Source organism: Virgibacillus kekensis (assembly GCF_042654125.1).
Classification (GTDB): Bacteria; Bacillota; Bacilli; order Bacillales; family Amphibacillaceae; genus Lentibacillus; species Lentibacillus kekensis.
This window is the reverse complement of sequence record NZ_JBHSFU010000004.1, coordinates 798,554-815,672: the sequence shown is the minus strand read 5'-3', so window position 1 is coordinate 815,672 and position 17,119 is coordinate 798,554. Positions and strand designations below refer to the sequence as shown.

General features: G+C 40.7%; 15 protein-coding genes. 11 read left to right on the top strand and 4 right to left on the bottom strand.

Features of this window, described 5'->3' with window-relative positions; translation table 11 throughout:
* Window positions 1-9 precede the first annotated feature (9 nt).
* Window positions 10-954 carry an NAD-dependent epimerase/dehydratase family protein gene (locus ACFO3D_RS08135; protein ID WP_390294630.1) on the top strand — a complete coding sequence of 315 codons (945 nt, stop codon included), beginning with the start codon at window positions 10-12 and terminating at the stop codon, window positions 952-954.
* 41 nt (window positions 955-995) lie between these two features.
* Here the strand turns inward: ACFO3D_RS08135 and ACFO3D_RS08130 are convergent, their stop codons facing one another.
* Window positions 996-1,433, bottom strand: a complete 438-nt coding sequence (locus ACFO3D_RS08130; protein ID WP_390294628.1) for a hypothetical protein — start codon at window positions 1,431-1,433, stop codon at window positions 996-998.
* 199 nt (window positions 1,434-1,632) lie between these two features.
* Here ACFO3D_RS08130 and ACFO3D_RS08125 point away from each other — a divergent pair, with 199 nt between their 5' ends.
* From ACFO3D_RS08125 to ACFO3D_RS08115, 3 genes are read left to right on the top strand one after another with little or no spacing between them, the layout of a single operon-like run.
* A complete protein-coding gene (locus tag ACFO3D_RS08125; RefSeq protein WP_390294625.1) occupies window positions 1,633-2,577 on the top strand; it encodes an AAA family ATPase in 945 nt (314 codons plus the stop codon).
* Window positions 2,574-3,782, top strand: a complete 1,209-nt coding sequence (locus ACFO3D_RS08120) for a DUF58 domain-containing protein (RefSeq protein ID WP_390294623.1) — start codon at window positions 2,574-2,576, stop codon at window positions 3,780-3,782. The genes ACFO3D_RS08125 and ACFO3D_RS08120 overlap by 4 nt, the downstream gene beginning before the upstream one ends.
* Entirely contained in the window at window positions 3,779-4,981 is a 1,203-nt protein-coding gene (locus ACFO3D_RS08115; protein WP_390294621.1) for a DUF4129 domain-containing protein, read from the top strand. Before ACFO3D_RS08120 ends, ACFO3D_RS08115 begins: the two co-directional genes overlap by 4 nt.
* A 31-nt stretch (window positions 4,982-5,012) precedes the next feature.
* Here the strand turns inward: ACFO3D_RS08115 and ACFO3D_RS08110 are convergent, their stop codons facing one another.
* On the bottom strand, window positions 5,013-5,393 hold the full coding sequence (locus ACFO3D_RS08110; RefSeq protein ID WP_390294619.1) for a DUF3899 domain-containing protein: 381 nt from the start codon (window positions 5,391-5,393) through the stop codon (window positions 5,013-5,015).
* Window positions 5,394-5,698: 305 nt separating this feature from the next.
* Here ACFO3D_RS08110 and ACFO3D_RS08105 point away from each other — a divergent pair, with 305 nt between their 5' ends.
* From ACFO3D_RS08105 to ACFO3D_RS08085, 5 genes are all read left to right on the top strand, one after another.
* Window positions 5,699-7,420 (top strand): peptide ABC transporter substrate-binding protein, encoded by a 1,722-nt coding sequence (locus tag ACFO3D_RS08105; protein WP_390294617.1) that lies wholly within the window; start codon window positions 5,699-5,701, stop codon window positions 7,418-7,420.
* Window positions 7,421-7,721: 301 nt separating this feature from the next.
* Window positions 7,722-8,648, top strand: coding sequence for an ABC transporter permease (locus ACFO3D_RS08100; RefSeq protein ID WP_390294615.1), 927 nt, complete (start codon window positions 7,722-7,724; stop codon window positions 8,646-8,648).
* 1 nt (window position 8,649) lies between these two features.
* Window positions 8,650-9,669 (top strand): oligopeptide ABC transporter permease, encoded by a 1,020-nt coding sequence (opp3C, locus tag ACFO3D_RS08095; protein WP_390294613.1) that lies wholly within the window; start codon window positions 8,650-8,652, stop codon window positions 9,667-9,669.
* 13 nt (window positions 9,670-9,682) lie between these two features.
* The gene (locus tag ACFO3D_RS08090) at window positions 9,683-10,699 is read left to right on the top strand and encodes an ABC transporter ATP-binding protein (protein ID WP_390294609.1); all 1,017 of its coding nucleotides are present in this window, start codon (window positions 9,683-9,685) and stop codon (window positions 10,697-10,699) included.
* 120 nt (window positions 10,700-10,819) lie between these two features.
* Window positions 10,820-11,848 (top strand): ABC transporter ATP-binding protein, encoded by a 1,029-nt coding sequence (locus tag ACFO3D_RS08085; protein WP_390294607.1) that lies wholly within the window; start codon window positions 10,820-10,822, stop codon window positions 11,846-11,848.
* Window positions 11,849-12,491: 643 nt separating this feature from the next.
* Here ACFO3D_RS08085 and ACFO3D_RS08080 read toward each other — a convergent pair.
* Window positions 12,492-14,114, bottom strand: coding sequence for an ABC-F family ATP-binding cassette domain-containing protein (locus ACFO3D_RS08080; RefSeq protein WP_390294605.1), 1,623 nt, complete (start codon window positions 14,112-14,114; stop codon window positions 12,492-12,494).
* A 175-nt stretch (window positions 14,115-14,289) separates the two neighbouring features.
* Window positions 14,290-14,682 carry a DUF1259 domain-containing protein gene (locus ACFO3D_RS08075; RefSeq protein WP_390294603.1) on the bottom strand — a complete coding sequence of 131 codons (393 nt, stop codon included), beginning with the start codon at window positions 14,680-14,682 and terminating at the stop codon, window positions 14,290-14,292.
* 267 nt (window positions 14,683-14,949) lie between these two features.
* On the opposite strand from ACFO3D_RS08075, the gene ACFO3D_RS08070 reads away from it, so the two are divergent.
* Complete coding sequence (locus ACFO3D_RS08070; RefSeq protein WP_390294601.1) at window positions 14,950-15,576, top strand: hypothetical protein; 627 nt, start codon at window positions 14,950-14,952, stop codon at window positions 15,574-15,576.
* Between the two features lie 545 nt (window positions 15,577-16,121).
* A complete protein-coding gene (locus ACFO3D_RS08065; protein WP_390294599.1) occupies window positions 16,122-17,108 on the top strand; it encodes a helix-turn-helix transcriptional regulator in 987 nt (328 codons plus the stop codon).
* Window positions 17,109-17,119 lie beyond the last annotated feature (11 nt).

The following is a 17,119-nucleotide window of genomic DNA, read 5'->3' as shown; positions in this document are numbered from 1 at the left end:
GGAAGCCACATGAAAAAAATATTAGTTACCGGAGCGTTGGGTCAGATAGGCTCCGAACTTATTACGACATTACGTGATCAATATGGAGACGATAATGTAATAGGTACAGATATCCGGTCGTCAGAAGATGATACATGCATTTTTGAGACATGCGATGTAACCGACGGGAAGGCTTTATGCGAAACAGCAAAGAAACACAACGTCGATACTATTATGCACTTGGCTGCACTATTATCGGCTAAAGCGGAGGCTATACCACAGAAAGCATGGGAGCTTAATATGGGAGGACTCGTAAATGCGCTCGAAGTTGCAAGAGAACTTGATTTGCAATTCTTTACGCCGAGCTCAATCGGGGCTTTCGGTCCTCAGACGCCAAAGCAGGACACACCGCAGGATACCATCATGCGTCCAACGACAATGTATGGTGTAAATAAGGTTGCCGGAGAATTGCTTTGTGATTATTATTACCACCGGTTTGGGGTTGATACCCGTGGTATTCGCTATCCTGGCCTGATATCATATAAGACATTACCAGGTGGTGGAACGACTGACTATGCAGTTGAGATTTACTATGAAGCTGTAAAGAATAATCGGTACACATCCTATATAGGCGCGAATACATATATGGACATGATGTATATGCCGGATGCCTTGAAGGCAATCATACAACTGATGGAAGCAGATCCGGACAAACTTGTTCATCGTAATGCTTTTAACATCTCCTCCATCTCTGCAGCGCCTGAGGATTTTGGTGAAGCTATCCGGAAATATATACCTGAATTTAACCTATCCTATGATGTGGATCCAGTGCGTCAGAAAATCGCTGAAAGCTGGCCGGACAGCATTGATTCAAGTGCGGCAAAAGAAGAATGGGGGTTTGAACCTGAGTATGATATCGACAGTATGACAAGTGATATGCTGGAGAAAATCAAAGAAAAATATGTAAGTAATTAAAAGAAACCCGTAAAGCTCCAAAGGCTTTACGGGTTTTTAGATTATTCAAATGTCAGCTGGAATTGTCCAATAACATTCATCTCGTTGTCTACCATTTTAAATACACTAGCCTGATATACGCCTGGCTCTGGTACTTGTACTTGACCCTCGAAATTACCGTTTTCAAGTTCTTTAACCTTGAAAGGTATATTACCAATTGGTACCTGAACTTGAACGCCAAGGTCTTCACCGGTAAGTGGTTTGCCATTTTTGGCTACATTAAAAGGTATTGCCTGCATACTATCTTTAAATTTAAATGTGGCGTTATCTATATGAACACTATATTGACCAGGTTTTTCTTCTTGCTTATCGTCTTCAGTCGTTTGGGCCTGTTCAGTTTTATCACCTGTCTGTTCTTTATCTTTGGCCTCACCATCTGAAGTGCAGGCAGCCAGCACCATTGTCAAAATCACCAGGATCAGTAATGCTATCTTTCTCACTATGTTACCCCCTTATGCTGTTGAATCTTCTATTTTATTGTACTATATTTTTAATTTATGACAATAGCAAATTTTTAAAAAAAGATAGAGGTGAATGTAATATTATGAAATAATGAGATTAATGAAACAATTACTATATTAATTCCGTAATTGGAGTTATCAGTATTTTAACGATATATCATAAACAGGGGGCTTTGGTATGAATGAACAAGTAGAAAAGATGATGAAAGCAATAGGAAGTGTACTCCTAGGCAAAGAGGAAACTGTGGAGCTTGTAATGATTGCCCTGATGTGCAGGGGGCATGTTCTTTTGGAAGACGTCCCCGGGACGGGAAAGACAATGCTTGCGAAAAGTATAGCCCGTACGGTCAATGGAAAATTCAGCCGCGTGCAGTTTACACCGGATGTTCTCCCGAGTGATGTGACCGGTATCCAGTTTTTCAATCCGAAAGAGCAAAACTTTGAGTTGCGGCCGGGTCCTGTAATGACCAATATTTTACTTGCTGATGAAATTAACCGTGCTACACCACGAACTCAGTCCAGTCTCCTGGAGGTGATGGAGGAGAAGCAGGTAACCATTGAAGGGACAACACTTCCCATCGACCCGCCATTTATTGTGCTTGCAACCCAGAACCCGATCGAATCACAGGGAACATTTCCGCTTCCGGAAGCCCAGATGGACCGTTTTATCATGCAAATTCGTGTTGGCTATCCATCCCGCGACGAAGAGAAAGAAATGATGCGCCGTTATCAGAAAGCAGAACCAATTGAAGCCCTGGAGCCTGCTTTCTCATTGGAGGAAATAAGAGAACTTCAGGAACAAGTGAAGCAAGTTAGAATTTCCGAAGTAATTGAGGATTACATGTTGGACATCATCCTTGCGACCAGGTCTTCTGAATTTGTCGAAACGGGTGTCAGTCCCAGAGGAACCTTAGCGTTCATGCGTGCCGTGCAGGGGAGTGCTTTCATTCAGGGGAGGGACTATGTAATTCCTGAAGATGTCAAAAAAATGGCGTCTGTTGTGCTCAGCCACCGACTTGTTCTTTCCCTTGAAGGGGAAATGAGCAGGACCAAACAGCAAATTCTCGAGCAGGTTCTCCACGAAACAGAAGTCCCTGTTGAAGCGGGAGCGGTCCGTGAATGATGTGGCACCGAAAAATCACAATCATGTATTTTGTTCCGCTGCTTGTTGCGGCGGCAACATTGCTTCTAATTTCTTTGTACGCTAAATCAGCAATAATGATCTTGATTACTTTTCTAATTTTACTGGCTAATGCAATACCGTATTATTATTTAAAAAAAACAACTGAAAATGTAAGTATGGCCAATCCGATTCAGAAAGTTAAGCTGTTTAATGATGAAGAACACATCATAAAATTATCAGTTAAAAATTTTGGGAGGCTGCCTGTATTCAACGGCCTGCTCTCGTTCAATATTGGTAACAGTGTATGGTGTCCTGAACTGACTGCTGGAAGCCGCAATCGAACAACAAATCAGTTCTCCTTTCGGTTTAACTTGCTCAGTAAAAAGTCATTGGAATTCACAATTAAAGTACAGGGGAAAAAGCGTGGAGTCGCACGAGTGAGCTCTATAAAACTACATACAAAAGACTTGCTCGGTGTTGGCACCCTTGATTTAGACTACCAGCCCTTTTTCCAAACTGAGGTTATCGTATACCCGGAACTCAGACCAGTGGGAGGGATGGATCAGTTAAGAAGGTTCCAGCAGGGTAATAGGCCAATGCAGTTTTCCTTGTTTGAGGACAAAACCGCGACGATGGGCACACGTGATTATTCATCAGGGGATTCTTTCAGTGATATTCATTGGAAAGCATCAGCTAGGTCTAATGAGTTGCAGACAAAACAATATGAAAAAACAAGCGGGATGCATTGGACATTTATTCTGAATTTAAGCAGGGACCGCACAGACGTGTCTACTAAGTCAGATGACCTTGAAAAGAATATCAGTTATGTTGCTTATTTATGTAAATATGCTGCTACAAACGGAATTCCTTACGATATATTTGTAAATATAAAGGTCCACGGTAAAGATTATCTGATGCATCTTAATGCTGGTGAGGGGCGAGAGCAACTTGCAAAAGCGCTGGAAATGTTAGCTCGGATCAATCTGAACAGTATTCTGGTTGCGGAAGAGAATATGCTTGCTTTTATTGACAGGGTAATGTATCGCTCGCCTATGATCATTTTGGTCAATTGTGGAAAAAGAGAGTCAGAACAACGATTTTATCAGCGATGGATAAGGAGAGGAACAACGCTATTTGAAGTTGAACAGAAAGAAGATGCCGCGTTTATCGTGCCAGCCTCTGCCGGGAAGAGGGCGATTTCATGAGGATCACTAAAATCTGGCTTGATTACTTGTACGAATGTTTCTTCTTGTTTGTAGTTATGGAGATTGTCTATATTATCATTAATGAACTGGCTCCAGTTGGCCCTTTAGTTACTATAGTACTGTTGTTTGGTGTTGTCTTTACTCTATTGCGGAAAAAAAGCGAAATTCAGCTTATTAATGTTTTTTTTCTAATTCTTGTGGGGGGTGGGTTGGGCAACATGCTTGGCCTGAATATATATGCCTCCGTATTATGGGCTATTTTGGTGGGATGGCGCTCCTTTATGCATTTCATTGATAGCGATATAGATACTGATAACCAGCACGCCTTATTTCTTTATTCCTTGGGAGCCTGCTTATTTGTCTATCTTACGTTATCTAATTCAGACGAAAAAGGTATATTGCTATTGCTTCCGTTTATCCAGTTTTTCTTTTTAATACTGCTAAAAATGCTGAATATCATAATTGCCCAACAGGCTTCTGCTGAAGTAAATAGGAAATATACAATGTGGAGCATTGGGGCTCTTGGCATAACTGTTATGGGATCCATCATGGCTTATTATTTTTTTCCAGCCTTTAAATCTATAGTAATTACTGCTGTCATGTGGATTGGAACGGTACTTGGATATGTCATTGCTACCCCAATAACATGGCTTATCAATGTATTATTTGGGACAAAAAGTCTAAAAGAACTTGGTCTGGAAAAATTACTGGGACCTCCAGTAGATGAAGAAGAAAAACAGCCTGAACAAGTTGAACAGGTAATGTCCCCCATATTCGAATGGATAATCTGGATTCTGGTTATTGGTATTTTTATCGGTGTGGTAGCTTATCTTTATAAGAAGAAGTTTGTGTTGACAAATAAAATACTGAAACCCCAAACTGCTGAAGCTACACCCGTAAGTTACAGTACCAGTAAGCCCAAAGAACGGGTTCGCGCACCCAAAGATAAAGTAAGGAAACGATTCTATCAGCTGCAAAAATCCTTAGCAAGAAAAGGGTATGCCCGTTATGTCCATGAATCGGTTCAGGAATGGCTGGAGCGGATTGATGATAAAGCTGCAGGCAAATCAGTGATTGCTGAAGAATACCGAAAAGTTCGCTATGGTGAAAAGGAACTTACTGAAGAAGAGGTTCAGCAATATGAAAAGAGAATCAAAGAATTAATTAAACAAACAAATAAAAAACAAAAAGAAAACTGAGTCTGACATCTGGTGTCCTGCTCAGTACTCTTTATATTAGAAAGCCTGCAATTACAGTTAAGGAGAAAAATATAATTCCTGTTACCATTAAAGGATACGTGAGACGGAATGAACGCTGTTTTGGGAGATAGCTTTCTTCCTCTTCTTCTGGAGTTACCTCGCGAAGCATATCTCCGTAGCTTGAGGAACGTCTAAAAAACCGTTTGAAACTATATGTTATTCCATCGAATGATCCCTGTTGGATTAAAAATAAACTTGTCCCTACCACAAGGTAAATCATTCCTACCATAAATGTTACATTTATTACATCTACCACAGTAAAATCAGTTTTATAAAAATAACCGGTAAGTAACACACTTAATACTACCGCGGAAATAAACGTATATGTGAATGCCTGGTATTTTTTAATCACAATTAACACCTCAATCCCCATTTATAATATCAAAAAAGAGATGGGAAATCATCACAATATTTATCAGAACTATCATTAATTTCACAAGACATCCAATTCCTGTTAAAAATATATAGGGGTATAAAGCCCTATATTAAAGGGATTTTTACAAATTTGCCCAAGTTTTTAAAAAAAATTTAAAAAAAGTAATGCAAAAAAGTTAGAATACTTGTATAATGCTCATGTAGGCAATTTTCTAACAATCTTGAATATTGTTGAGGATGCGTCTATAATACACATAATATTTTATGAGGAGGGTCATTAGTATGAAAGGAAAGTTTAAATGGACTTTCATCGCTTCACTTATACTTATGCTGGCACTGTTTTTAGCAGCGTGTGGCGGCGGCGATGGATCCGAAGGCGATGGCGGTGAAGAAGCCGGAGGAGATGAAGGAACTTCTTCGGAAGGAGATTCTGGTGAACAAGAGGAGAAAAAACTAGCAGAAGAGCAGGTTCTAAACTTTGTTCGTGGTTCTGATCTTCCTTCTGTTGACATCTCAATGGCAACAGATACAACTTCTGCGGAAGTAATCCAGAGAACTCACCCTGGACTAATTACTATTAAGAATAAGAAAGCGGTTCCAGAAATGGCTGCAGAAATGCCTGAAGTAAACGAAGACGGGACAGTATATACGTTCAAACTTCGTGACACTAAATGGTCAAACGGCGATCCGCTAACTGCAGAAGACTTTGTTTTCGCTTGGCAGCGTCTAATAGATCCTGAGACTGCTTCACAATATGCCTATATCATGGGTGTAGCGAACGTGAAAAACGCTGAGAAAATCATGGATGATAAAAGCGACATCTACGGGCAAGTAGAAAAACTAGGCATTAAAGCAGTTGACGAGAAGACAATCGAGGTAACTCTTGAGTCTCCAATCCCTTATTTCGCAAGCTTGATGGCATTTAACAAGTTTGGCCCTATCAACAAATCTTTCTACGAAGAGCAGGGCGAAAACTTTGCTAAAGAACCAGAAAACCTTCTGACAATTGGACCATACAAATTGACAGAGTGGAACCATGGTTCAGGCTGGACTCTTGAAAAGAACCCAGACTACTATGCAGCTGATGAAGTAAATATCACTAAAGCAACTTACAAAGTTGTTAAAGAACAAAACACTCAGTTAACCCTTTATAAAGATGATGAAATCCAGGTTGATGGACTTGTCTCTGAACAGGTTAACGCTTGGAAAGATAAGCCAGACTTTAACCAGGTTCCTGGTAACTGTATTTTCTGGTGGCAGCTGAATGCTAACAATGTACCTGAGTTCCAGAATGAAAAAGTACGTAAAGCTATGTCCATGGTTATCGACCGTGAGTCAATGGTTACAGTTCTTCTGAACAATGGTTCAATGGCAGCGCAGTATGTAGTACCGAAAGACTTTGCTACTGGTCCAAATGGCGAAGACTTCAGCGAAGGCCGTGAAGATTACCTTCCTGGTGGAGTTGAAGAAGCGCAACAGCTTTGGAAAGAAGCTAAAGAAGAGCTAGGTTTTGAAACGCTAGAAGTTGAATATGCAACAACAGATGGTAGCTCAGCAGCAGAGATGGGCGAATACATGGCTAATCAGCTAGAACAGCTTGAAGGACTTAAAGTGACAATCAAGAAATTGCCTTGGAATGCTTATCTTGAGTACACAGAGAACGATAATCAAGATATCGGTGCAGGTTCCGGATGGTGTCCTGACTTTAAAGACCCTGAGACATTCCTGGGTTACTGGCATACAGACAGCCCATACAATGATCTTGGTATAGAAATGGATGACTTCGATAAGTTGATGGACGAAGCAAGAAGTCTTGCTACTAAGCCGGAAGAGCGTTGGGAAGTACTTAAAGAAGCTGAAAAAGTACTAATCGAAAATGCTTACACAATTCCGACTTACCAGAACGGTTCCGCGATTCTTGTTAAGCCTTATGTTGAAGGTATCGTATTCCAGAACTTTGGAATTGAGCAATACTTCCGCGAGGCAAAAGTTTACGAGCATTAATCGTCTAAGCTGTTAATTCCAGATCTTTGTAGATGGGGTACGTATAATGTGCGTACCCTTTTCTACTGTCATTAAATAGTGAGAAAGTGCTGTAAAATTTAATTATTAGCAATCCTTTTGGATTCACATATTCCCAAAAAGTCCCCTGATTCGCAGCTGTCTGAATAGCAATGGAGGACAAGTACTTTCACTATTAATTCCTCTAATATAATTTTTTCCATTATTTCAAAAAGCGAAATTTGTATTGACTTTTACCCCTAGAAATTAGAAAATATAGTTAAAACTTGGGAGGTGTCACAATTTGACAGGGTACGTTTTAAAACGTCTAGCATATATGGTATTAACAATGCTTGTTATTATATCTTTGACATTCGTAATAACTAAATCACTGCCTGGTACACCGTATCAGAATGCTCAAAAACTAACAGAGTCTCAAATTGAGGCATTAAATGAACAATATGGTTTAAATGATCCGATGCCTGTTCAGTATGTCCGTTATCTGGGTAATATTTTTCAGGGTAAATTAGGTATTTCGTTTCAGTATGATGGTCGGGATGTGACTACTATCATAGCGAATAAATTGCCGGTTTCGGCACAACTTGGGTTAGAATCTATGATAGTTGGGGTGTTTTTCGGAATTCTACTTGGGGCTATTGCCGCATTGAGACAGGGAACTTCACTTGACTATGGAACTACACTGTTTGCTGTTCTTGGTATATCGGTGCCTTCCTTTATTTTTGGCCAGCTTCTGCAATACTTATTTGGCCTGAAATGGGACTTGCTTCCGGTTGCTTATTGGGAAAGCTGGCAGCATCATGTCATGCCGGTGATTTCACTTGCAGTATTTATGATAGCGCTTATTGCCCGTTACATGCGAACAGAACTTGTTGAGGTGTTGAATGCAGATTATATCACTACTGCGAAAGCCAAGGGCTTGAAAAAATCTACAGTAATCGCGAAACATTCCATTCGGAATGCACTTATTCCAATTGTAACGATTGTTGGGCCAGCAACTGCTTCAATTGTTACGGGATCACTCGTTATTGAACAGATTTTTGCTATACCGGGAATTGGGGATACTTTCGTAGAAGCAATTTTCACAAACGATTATCCAGTAATCATGGGTACTACAATACTATTTGCTGCCCTATTTATTTTTGCAATTTTCGTAACAGATATGGTTTATGGAATTATTGATCCGAGAATCCGTCTAGGAGGTGGCGATTGATATGGCAACAGCAAGAGATGAAATTACAAAGGATATGTTTGAGCCTGCCGACCTTGAAGCGGACAAGAAAGAAAAAATTACCCGAGAAAGCCTTAGTTATTGGCAGGATGTATATCGCCGCTTAAAAAAGAATAAGGGTGCAGTGGCTGGCCTATTTGTCATTTTGGCCATCGTTGCAATGGCATATATCGGACCGTATTTCAGCCCAGCTGAAACGATTGATGACCAGGAACTGATACGTTCAAACCTGCCACCAAAGGTTTCCTGGCTGTCTGATGTTTCCTGGCTTCCGTTTACCGGGGTAAACACGGATGGTATCGATATGTACGAAGCACGGAATGTAGAAGAAAACTATTGGTTCGGAGCTGATAAACTTGGCCGAGACCTCTGGATTCGTGTTTGGGAAGGTACTAAAGTTTCACTTTTCATCGGTCTTGTGGCTGGTGTGGGTGATATTATAATAGGTGTTATTTATGGTGGTATTTCCGGTTATTTCGGTGGCCGAGTCGATGACGTGATGGAACGGATTATCGAGATATTAATAGGTATTCCTCAGTTAGTATTGGTAATACTGCTCATTGTTGTTCTCGAACCTGGTCTTACTGCCATCATATTTGCGATTATGTTCACAGGCTGGATCAGTCAGGCCAGAATTGTACGTGGTCAAACCCTACAATTGAAAACACAGGAATTTACACTTGCAGCTAGGGCGCTTGGTGCTAAACACAGCAGAATTATCCGGAAACATATTGTTCCGAATACTGTGGGAATGATAATCATTACGATGATGTTCAGCATTCCGAGTGCTATTTTCGCGGAAGCATTCTTGAGCTTCATCGGGCTGGGAGTTCCTGCACCACAGGCATCACTAGGTGCCCTGATAAACGAAGGGTACAAACAGATTCAGTTCCACCCGTATCAGGCATTATTCCCTGGTGTCCTAATCAGTTTACTATTGCTCGCGTTTAATATATTTGGAGACGGTCTCCGTGACGCTATGGATCCGAAGATGAGAAAATAGGAGGTGAACATTGTTGGAGAATAATATTTTAGAGATTAATAATTTACATGTATCGTTTGATACATTTAATGGCGAAGTAAAAGCTGTCCGTGGAGTTGATTTAAAACTTAAAAAGGGTGAAGCGCTTGCAATTGTTGGGGAGTCAGGTTCCGGTAAATCGGTAACATCCAAATCGATTATGCAGCTTAACCCTAAACCGGCAGCACGGATAAAAACAGGAGAAATTAAGTTCGAAGGTAAAGACCTTGCTAAATATACAGATAAACAAATGGAAAGTATCCGAGGTAAAGAAATATCAATGATTTTTCAGGATCCTATGACCTCGCTTAACCCAACAATGACAATTGGAAAGCAGATCATGGAAGGTTTAATCAAACACCAGAACATGGCAAAGACTCAGGCTAAACAGCGTGCAGTTGAATTACTTAACCTGGTTGGTATCCCGAATGCAGAAACACGTGTAAAGCAATATCCTCACCAATTCTCTGGTGGTATGCGTCAGCGTGTGGTAATCGCCATCGCGTTGGCATGTAATCCAAAGGTTCTAATCGCTGATGAGCCGACAACAGCACTTGATGTTACAATTCAGGCACAGATTCTTGAACTGATGAAGAACTTGCAGTCTGAGGGCGATACCTCAATTATTCTTATAACGCACGACCTTGGTGTCGTAGCAAATATGGCTCAGCGTGTAGCGGTTATGTATGGTGGTAAAGTTGTTGAAGTAGGTACAGTTGATGAGATTTTCTATCAGCCAAAACACCCTTACACTTGGGGATTATTGTCATCGATGCCCCGCCTGCATGAGAAACAGGATGGCCTGGCGACTATTCCGGGAACACCTCCTGACCTAGCAGATCCGCCGAAAGGATGCCCTTTTGCTGCTCGGTGTCCTTATGCAATGAAAGTATGTACGGAGCACATGCCCGAACATCTTGAAGTTAGTGATACACAAACAGCAGCTTGCTGGCTACTCGATGAGCGTGCACCTGAAACGGAACCTCCTGAAACAATAAAATCAGTAAGATAACAGGTTTTAAGTTTCACAAATTACTAGAAATTGAAGTTAAATGGCCTTGCCATCTGAGTAAGAAATAAAACAAAGAGACTAGAAATATGTAGTGTCTCCAAATTTAAGGGGGTTGAAAAAGTGTCACACTCAGGTGAAAAATTACTTGAAATTAAGGACTTGAAAAAACACTTTAAAGTCGGCAGGAAACAAATCCTTAAAGCTGTCGATGGTATAAGTTTTGATATATATCGGGGTGAGACATTTGGGCTTGTAGGTGAGTCCGGATGTGGGAAATCAACTGCTGGAAGAACTATCTTGCGCTTATATGACGCCACTGAAGGTGAAGTGAACTTTGAAGGTGTAAATGTGCACGATAAAAAGTCAAAAAAAGACCTTAAGATTTTCAACCGGAAAATGCAGATGATTTTTCAAGATCCTTATGCATCATTAAACCCAAGAATGACAGTTATGGAAATTATAGCTGAAGGCCTTGATATCCACGATCTGGTTAAAAATAAAACAGAACGTAAAGAAAGAGTTCATGAACTGCTGAAGACAGTTGGTTTGAACAAGGAACACGCTGACCGCTATCCGCACGAATTCAGTGGTGGGCAGCGTCAACGTATCGGTGTTGCACGTGCACTTGCAGTGGACCCAGATTTCATCATTGCCGATGAGCCCATATCAGCACTTGATGTTTCTATTCAGGCGCAGGTTGTTAACCTGCTGCAGAAGCTCCAGCGTGAGCGTGGATTAACATATCTGTTTATCGCGCATGATTTGTCAATGGTTAAGCATATCAGTGACCGTGTTGGTGTTATGTATCTGGGTAACATGGCAGAAGTGGCAAGCAGTGATGATATTTACGAGGAACCATTGCATCCATATACTCAAGCATTATTGTCTGCGATTCCTTTGCCTGACCCTGAAATAGAACGTTCACGTGAACGGATTGTTATTGAAGGGGATGTGCCTAGTCCAATTGCACCTCCAAGTGGTTGCCGTTTCCGTACACGTTGCCCACATGCAATGGATGTTTGTGCGAAAGTGGTTCCAGAATGGCAGGAGTATAAGAAGGATCACTGGGTTGCATGTCATCTATATAACGATAAATATAATGATGAATATAAAAAGCGTGAAAATCAAGGAACAGTACAAGCGCATTAATTACAAAAAAGGACTCCCGGTTCAATATAACCAGGAGTCCTTTTCTCTAATTAATAGAAAAAGAGGCTGGGCCATAACCAATCTTTTCTTACTAAAGACAAACGATTAAGAGTTGGAAGTCTATAATGTTACCCTCTTCTAGGTGCTTCTTACATCAGAGTTGATATAAAAAGCGACGTTGTGAAAACTCAATGCTGAACTCTTGAGAGGAGCGTCTATGCCGCTGCGGAAATACACTTCGCTTTCCTCGGGCTCGCGCTAAGCCTCCTCGCGCGCAAAGAACGCTCGCTACGGGGTCTCAACGTCTTCGCTTTCCCGTAGGAGTCTGCGTGCATTTCCTCCGCTAGCATAGCGTTGATTGGAGTGGAAGGCAGGTGACTCCAACGGGAAAAGCAACAGCTGAAAATCCCGCAGGAAGTGGTTTTCTTCCGAGGAAGTTGAAGCGTTGCCCGTGGCAAAGGAAACACTGTGAGGGCTTTTGCCCGAACAGATGTTGACCTTGTACCCGGAGTGGTGAAAGCGACTGCCTGAAGCGGAAATCAAGCTCACCTTTAAGTCGCAGTTTATAGAAAATCCTGACTATCTAAGGTGATGGTTAGGATTTTTTATGATTTATAATTTTTTGTTGCGGCCTCTTTATTTATTACGAAGCGTACATTTGCGTAATTTCTTTTTGAAGCTTCTTATCCGCGATATATTCATCGTAACTCATTTCCTTATCAACAAGTCCATTAGGGGTAATCTCAATCAGACGATTGGCGATACTCTGAACAAACTGATGGTCATGGGATGTGAATAACATAGAACCTTTAAACTTTACAAGGCCATTATTCAGTGCTGTGATTGATTCTAGATCAAGGTGGTTGGTTGGTTCATCAAGGACAAGTACGTTAGCGCCGGAAAGCATCATCTTGCTCAACATACAGCGTACTTTTTCGCCACCTGAAAGGACACTTGCTTTTTTAAGTGCCTCTTCGCCAGAAAACAACATTCTGCCCAGGAATCCACGAAGGAATGTTTCAGTCTCATCCTCAGGGGAATACTGTCTCAACCAGTCAACTAGTGGCAAATCGTTACCTTCAAAGTATTCACTATTATCTTTAGGGAAATAGGACTGAGATGTGGTAACTCCCCATTTATAAGTACCAGCATCAGGGTCCATTTCTCCCATAATTATTTTAAATAGTGTTGTCTTTGCTATATCATTTTTGCCGACGAACGCAATCTTGTCATCCTTATTTACTGTAAAGCTGACATTATCAAGGACTTTAACGCCACCGACTGTTTTCGTAAGGCCTTCGACTCTAAGCAGGTCGTTGCCGATTTCGCGGTCCGGGGAAAATGCGATGTACGGATATTTACGGGATGATGGTTTAATATCATCAAGTGTAATATTCTCAAGAAGCTTTTTCCTTGATGTTGCCTGCTTCGATTTAGAGGCATTTGCGCTAAATCTGGCAATAAAGGATTGTAATTCTTTAATTTTCTCTTCCTTTTTCTTGTTCGCTTCCTGTGCCATTCTTGAAGCAAGTTGGCTTGATTCATACCAGAAGTCATAGTTTCCGATATAAATCTGGATCTTCCCGTAGTCCACATCAGCAATGTGGGTACATACCTTATTAAGAAAATGTCTGTCGTGGGAAACAACAATAACGGTATTCTCAAAGTTGATCAGGAATTCCTCAAGCCATTGGATTGCCTGAATATCAAGACCGTTTGTCGGCTCATCCAGCAGTAAGATGTCCGGGTTACCGAACAATGCTTGCGCGAGAAGCACTTTGATTTTTTGGTCAGACGCAAGGTCAGCCATTTTTAACGAATGAAGTGACTCATCAATACCAAGTCCTTTCAAAAGGACAGCGGCATCTGACTCAGCTTCCCAACCATTCATTTCAGCGAACTCGCCTTCCAGTTCTGCTGCACGCATACCATCTTCTTCGGAGAATTCTGGTTTCATATAAATGGCATCTTTTTCTTCTTTTACTTTATATAAACGTTCATGCCCCATTAGGACAGTCTCAAGAACCTCATGCTCTTCATATGCAAAGTGATCCTGCTTCAACACAGCCATCCGTTCGCCCGGTGATAAGGAAACATTACCGGACTGCGGTTCGACTTCACCCGACAGAACCTTAAGAAATGTCGATTTTCCTGCACCATTAGCACCAATCAGGCCATAGCAGTTTCCAGGAGTGAATTTCAGATTAACATCCTCAAACAGCTTTTTATCGCCATATCGTAAACTTACATTTGTAACATTTATCATTCTGGTTGTTTCCTCCAATAAAATATAATCAAAGTTAAGCTTACGGGATTTTAGGCATTTAGTCAATGTTTTAAGTGAAGGGAGGGGGAATAGTATGTGGTAATGAAACCCATGAAATAAGGATTTCAGTAAAGAAAACCTGCTCCTGAGAAAGGAACAGGTTTTCCTTGCCACGTTATTTTTTCAATACCTTGTTGGCATTAGCTAGTTTCTGAGCAAATTCTTCCGGCTTTTCCACCGATTGAACATGCAGATACTTAATACTCGGTTCAGCGAATAACCAGTGGTTATGGAGTGCGCTAATCGTCAAATTATTTTTACCCAATGCTTTAGTATACTCTGGGACTTCATCTGGCAATAACACAATCTCGGCGTGATTGAGTGCTCTCCCGTCATCTTCTAATGCCTCAAAGTGGATTTCCATACTTAGTTCGCTTTTAAATGGCCGTCCCTGGACGGTAACATCTAGATCACGGTCTTTTTCCGCTTCACACATACCATCTTCAACTTCCGTTTCAACATCCAGAATTTCTCCAAACTTCTCTGCTATTTTATTAATATCAGCCATTTGATAATAACTCCTTTCAAGTAGTTTAGAGGGTATAGTCTTTAAATTCAACCTTGCTGTTAGTTCTATTGCCTTCAGATAGATGTATCAAACTGGTTTTCCAGCTATCTTAGAAAACAGAACATAATATCAGAATTTCATTTTTTTCCAAAAATAGTGTAAAAAGCACTATATTTTTCATATGATATATGTAACAATTAATTAACGACATATATAGTGTTCAGGAAGAAGTATTTCTATCTGGGTAGCTTAGCGGAGGGGGATCTAATGGGGGAGAAAGCGATCTATTTTCTCTTTACAGATACAGGGACATATCTATCCCGGCTCATCAATTATGTAACAAAACAACCTTTAAATCATGTTTCACTTGCATTTGAACCTGAACTGAATGAAGTATATAGTTTCGGGAGAAAAAGGCCTCGTAATCCGTTTATTGGCGGATTTGTAAAAGAGGATATTAAAAGTGATTTTCTTAAGAATTCTGCTTGTGCAGTTTATTCATATCAGTTGTCAGAAAGTGACTGGTATAAGGTGAAGGAAAGAATTAAGGAAATAGAGAAGCAAAAAAGCAACTATAAATATAATTTTCTCGGCTTGTTTGGTGTATTCCTGCAGGTTGAGATTAATAGGGAAGACGCCCTGTTCTGCTCACAGTTTGTGGCAACCGTACTAAATGGGATTGAATCGTTGCAATTTAATAAACCTATTCATTTTATTACACCGGCGGATATACGTAACCACTGTGGCCTCCAACTTCTGTATCAGGGTCCGCTTCATTGTTACCAGGAAGCTATGGAAACGGGGCAAACATATAAGAAAACGAATGCGGAAATAACAAAGGATTCATTTATCTTTTTAATAACCAAGAAAGTTAAACAGCTTGTCATCAGGTAGCAGAACCCTACATTAATGTAAGGTTCTTTTTTCTTAAAAAATTTGTATTTGCATTAGATATAAAATGGGACATAATAGCCGTACCTATCGCTTCGTCAGAACGCTTCGCTTTCCGCGGGCACGGCCTCAGACTCCTCGCGGTAAAGTCGCCGCTGCGGGGTCTTCGGACACGTGCTGTTCCCGCAGGAGTCTACGCATTCTGACTACGCTTTTATAGTTCTGAGGATAAGAAATAAGCTATTCCTAATAAAGCACCTTAGAATAAAAAAACTCAGGCTCAATCCATACACATACGAAGCTCAATAATAGCGAAGGAAATACACGAAGACTCCTGCGGGAAAGCGAAGACGTTGAGACCCCGCAGTGAGCGTTCTTTGCGAACGAGGAGGCTCAGCTCGAGCCCGCGGAAAGCGTAGTGTATTTCCGGAGCGAAGCTACGAGTTACTTCGCATTTTATATCATTTGTGTCAAAATCAACAATCTTTTAGAAAACAGCCATATGTATTTATCAACATCAAACTATGGCTTTAAAGGGGGATTATTAATTGGAACGCGGAAGTAATTACCGATTGCTGGCAATACGGGACATATTATTTAATGAAACAGACGAATATAATGAATTGGATATAAATGAATTGAGTGAAAAATTAAGAAACCTGACAGGGGATGAAGGTTTATTTGATAAGCGGACAATTAAGCGTGATCTCGAAACACTTGATGATATGGATTTCGAAATCGTCCGGAACACAGGGAGGTTTGGAAAAACGCTATTCAGCCACCAAGCCAGGATATTCGAAACATACCAGTTACGTTTAATTATTGATGCTATCCTTTCAGCACGCTTTATTACCACAAAAGAAAAAGAAAAACTGATTAAAAAAGTCAAACAGTTGACCAGCAAAAATATCGCGAAGACTCTGCCTGAACCAATTCTGTTCGAACAGACCGCTAATATGGATTATGAGTTGGTGAAGCTGAATATCGACTGTGTTCACCGGGCAATTTCTGAGAACAAGGTCCTTACTTATCAGTATGGAAAGTTTAATGTAAAGAAAGAATTTGAATATCACCGAAATGGTGACCGTTATCTTGTGGAGCCTTATGCTCTTATTTGGCAAAACGACTATTACTATCTGATTGGGCGATTTCAGGAAACAGATGAATTACGGCATTATCGGCTGGACCGGATCCGCAATATCGAGGTTAGTGAAAAAAGTTTCATCAGGGCGGCAGACCTTAATTTGCATGATTATGTGAATCAGAGTTTCCATATGTTTTCTGGGCAGGAAATGTGGATGAAAATCCGTTTCCATAATAATATGGTTAACGTAGTTCTAGACCGTTTCGGACAGGATGCTGATATAAGGGAACTTGATGATCACCATTTTGTATTGTCTACAAAGGCCAAACTTTCGGACGGGCTTGTAAACTGGATTCTTACATGGGGAAATCAGGCAAAAGTCCTTTCTCCGGACCATCTGACCGATAAAGTGAAGTCAAAAATAAAAGAAATGAGTGAGGTATATGAATAATAACAAACAAA

Bases quoted from the DNA above. Each gene is read 5' to 3' on its own strand.
- ACFO3D_RS08120 (WP_390294623.1), top strand. From the start codon at position 2,574: ATGATGTGGCACCGAAAAATCACAATCATGTATTTTGTTCCGCTGCTT.
- ACFO3D_RS08135 (WP_390294630.1), top strand. From the start codon at position 10: ATGAAAAAAATATTAGTTACCGGAGCGTTGGGTCAGATAGGCTCCGAA.
- ACFO3D_RS08125 (WP_390294625.1), top strand. From the start codon at position 1,633: ATGAATGAACAAGTAGAAAAGATGATGAAAGCAATAGGAAGTGTACTC.
- ACFO3D_RS08080 (WP_390294605.1), bottom strand. From the start codon at position 14,114: ATGATAAATGTTACAAATGTAAGTTTACGATATGGCGATAAAAAGCTG.
- ACFO3D_RS08105 (WP_390294617.1), top strand. From the start codon at position 5,699: ATGAAAGGAAAGTTTAAATGGACTTTCATCGCTTCACTTATACTTATG.
- ACFO3D_RS08075 (WP_390294603.1), bottom strand. From the start codon at position 14,682: ATGGCTGATATTAATAAAATAGCAGAGAAGTTTGGAGAAATTCTGGAT.
- opp3C (WP_390294613.1), top strand. From the start codon at position 8,650: ATGGCAACAGCAAGAGATGAAATTACAAAGGATATGTTTGAGCCTGCC.
- ACFO3D_RS08115 (WP_390294621.1), top strand. From the start codon at position 3,779: ATGAGGATCACTAAAATCTGGCTTGATTACTTGTACGAATGTTTCTTC.
- ACFO3D_RS08070 (WP_390294601.1), top strand. From the start codon at position 14,950: ATGGGGGAGAAAGCGATCTATTTTCTCTTTACAGATACAGGGACATAT.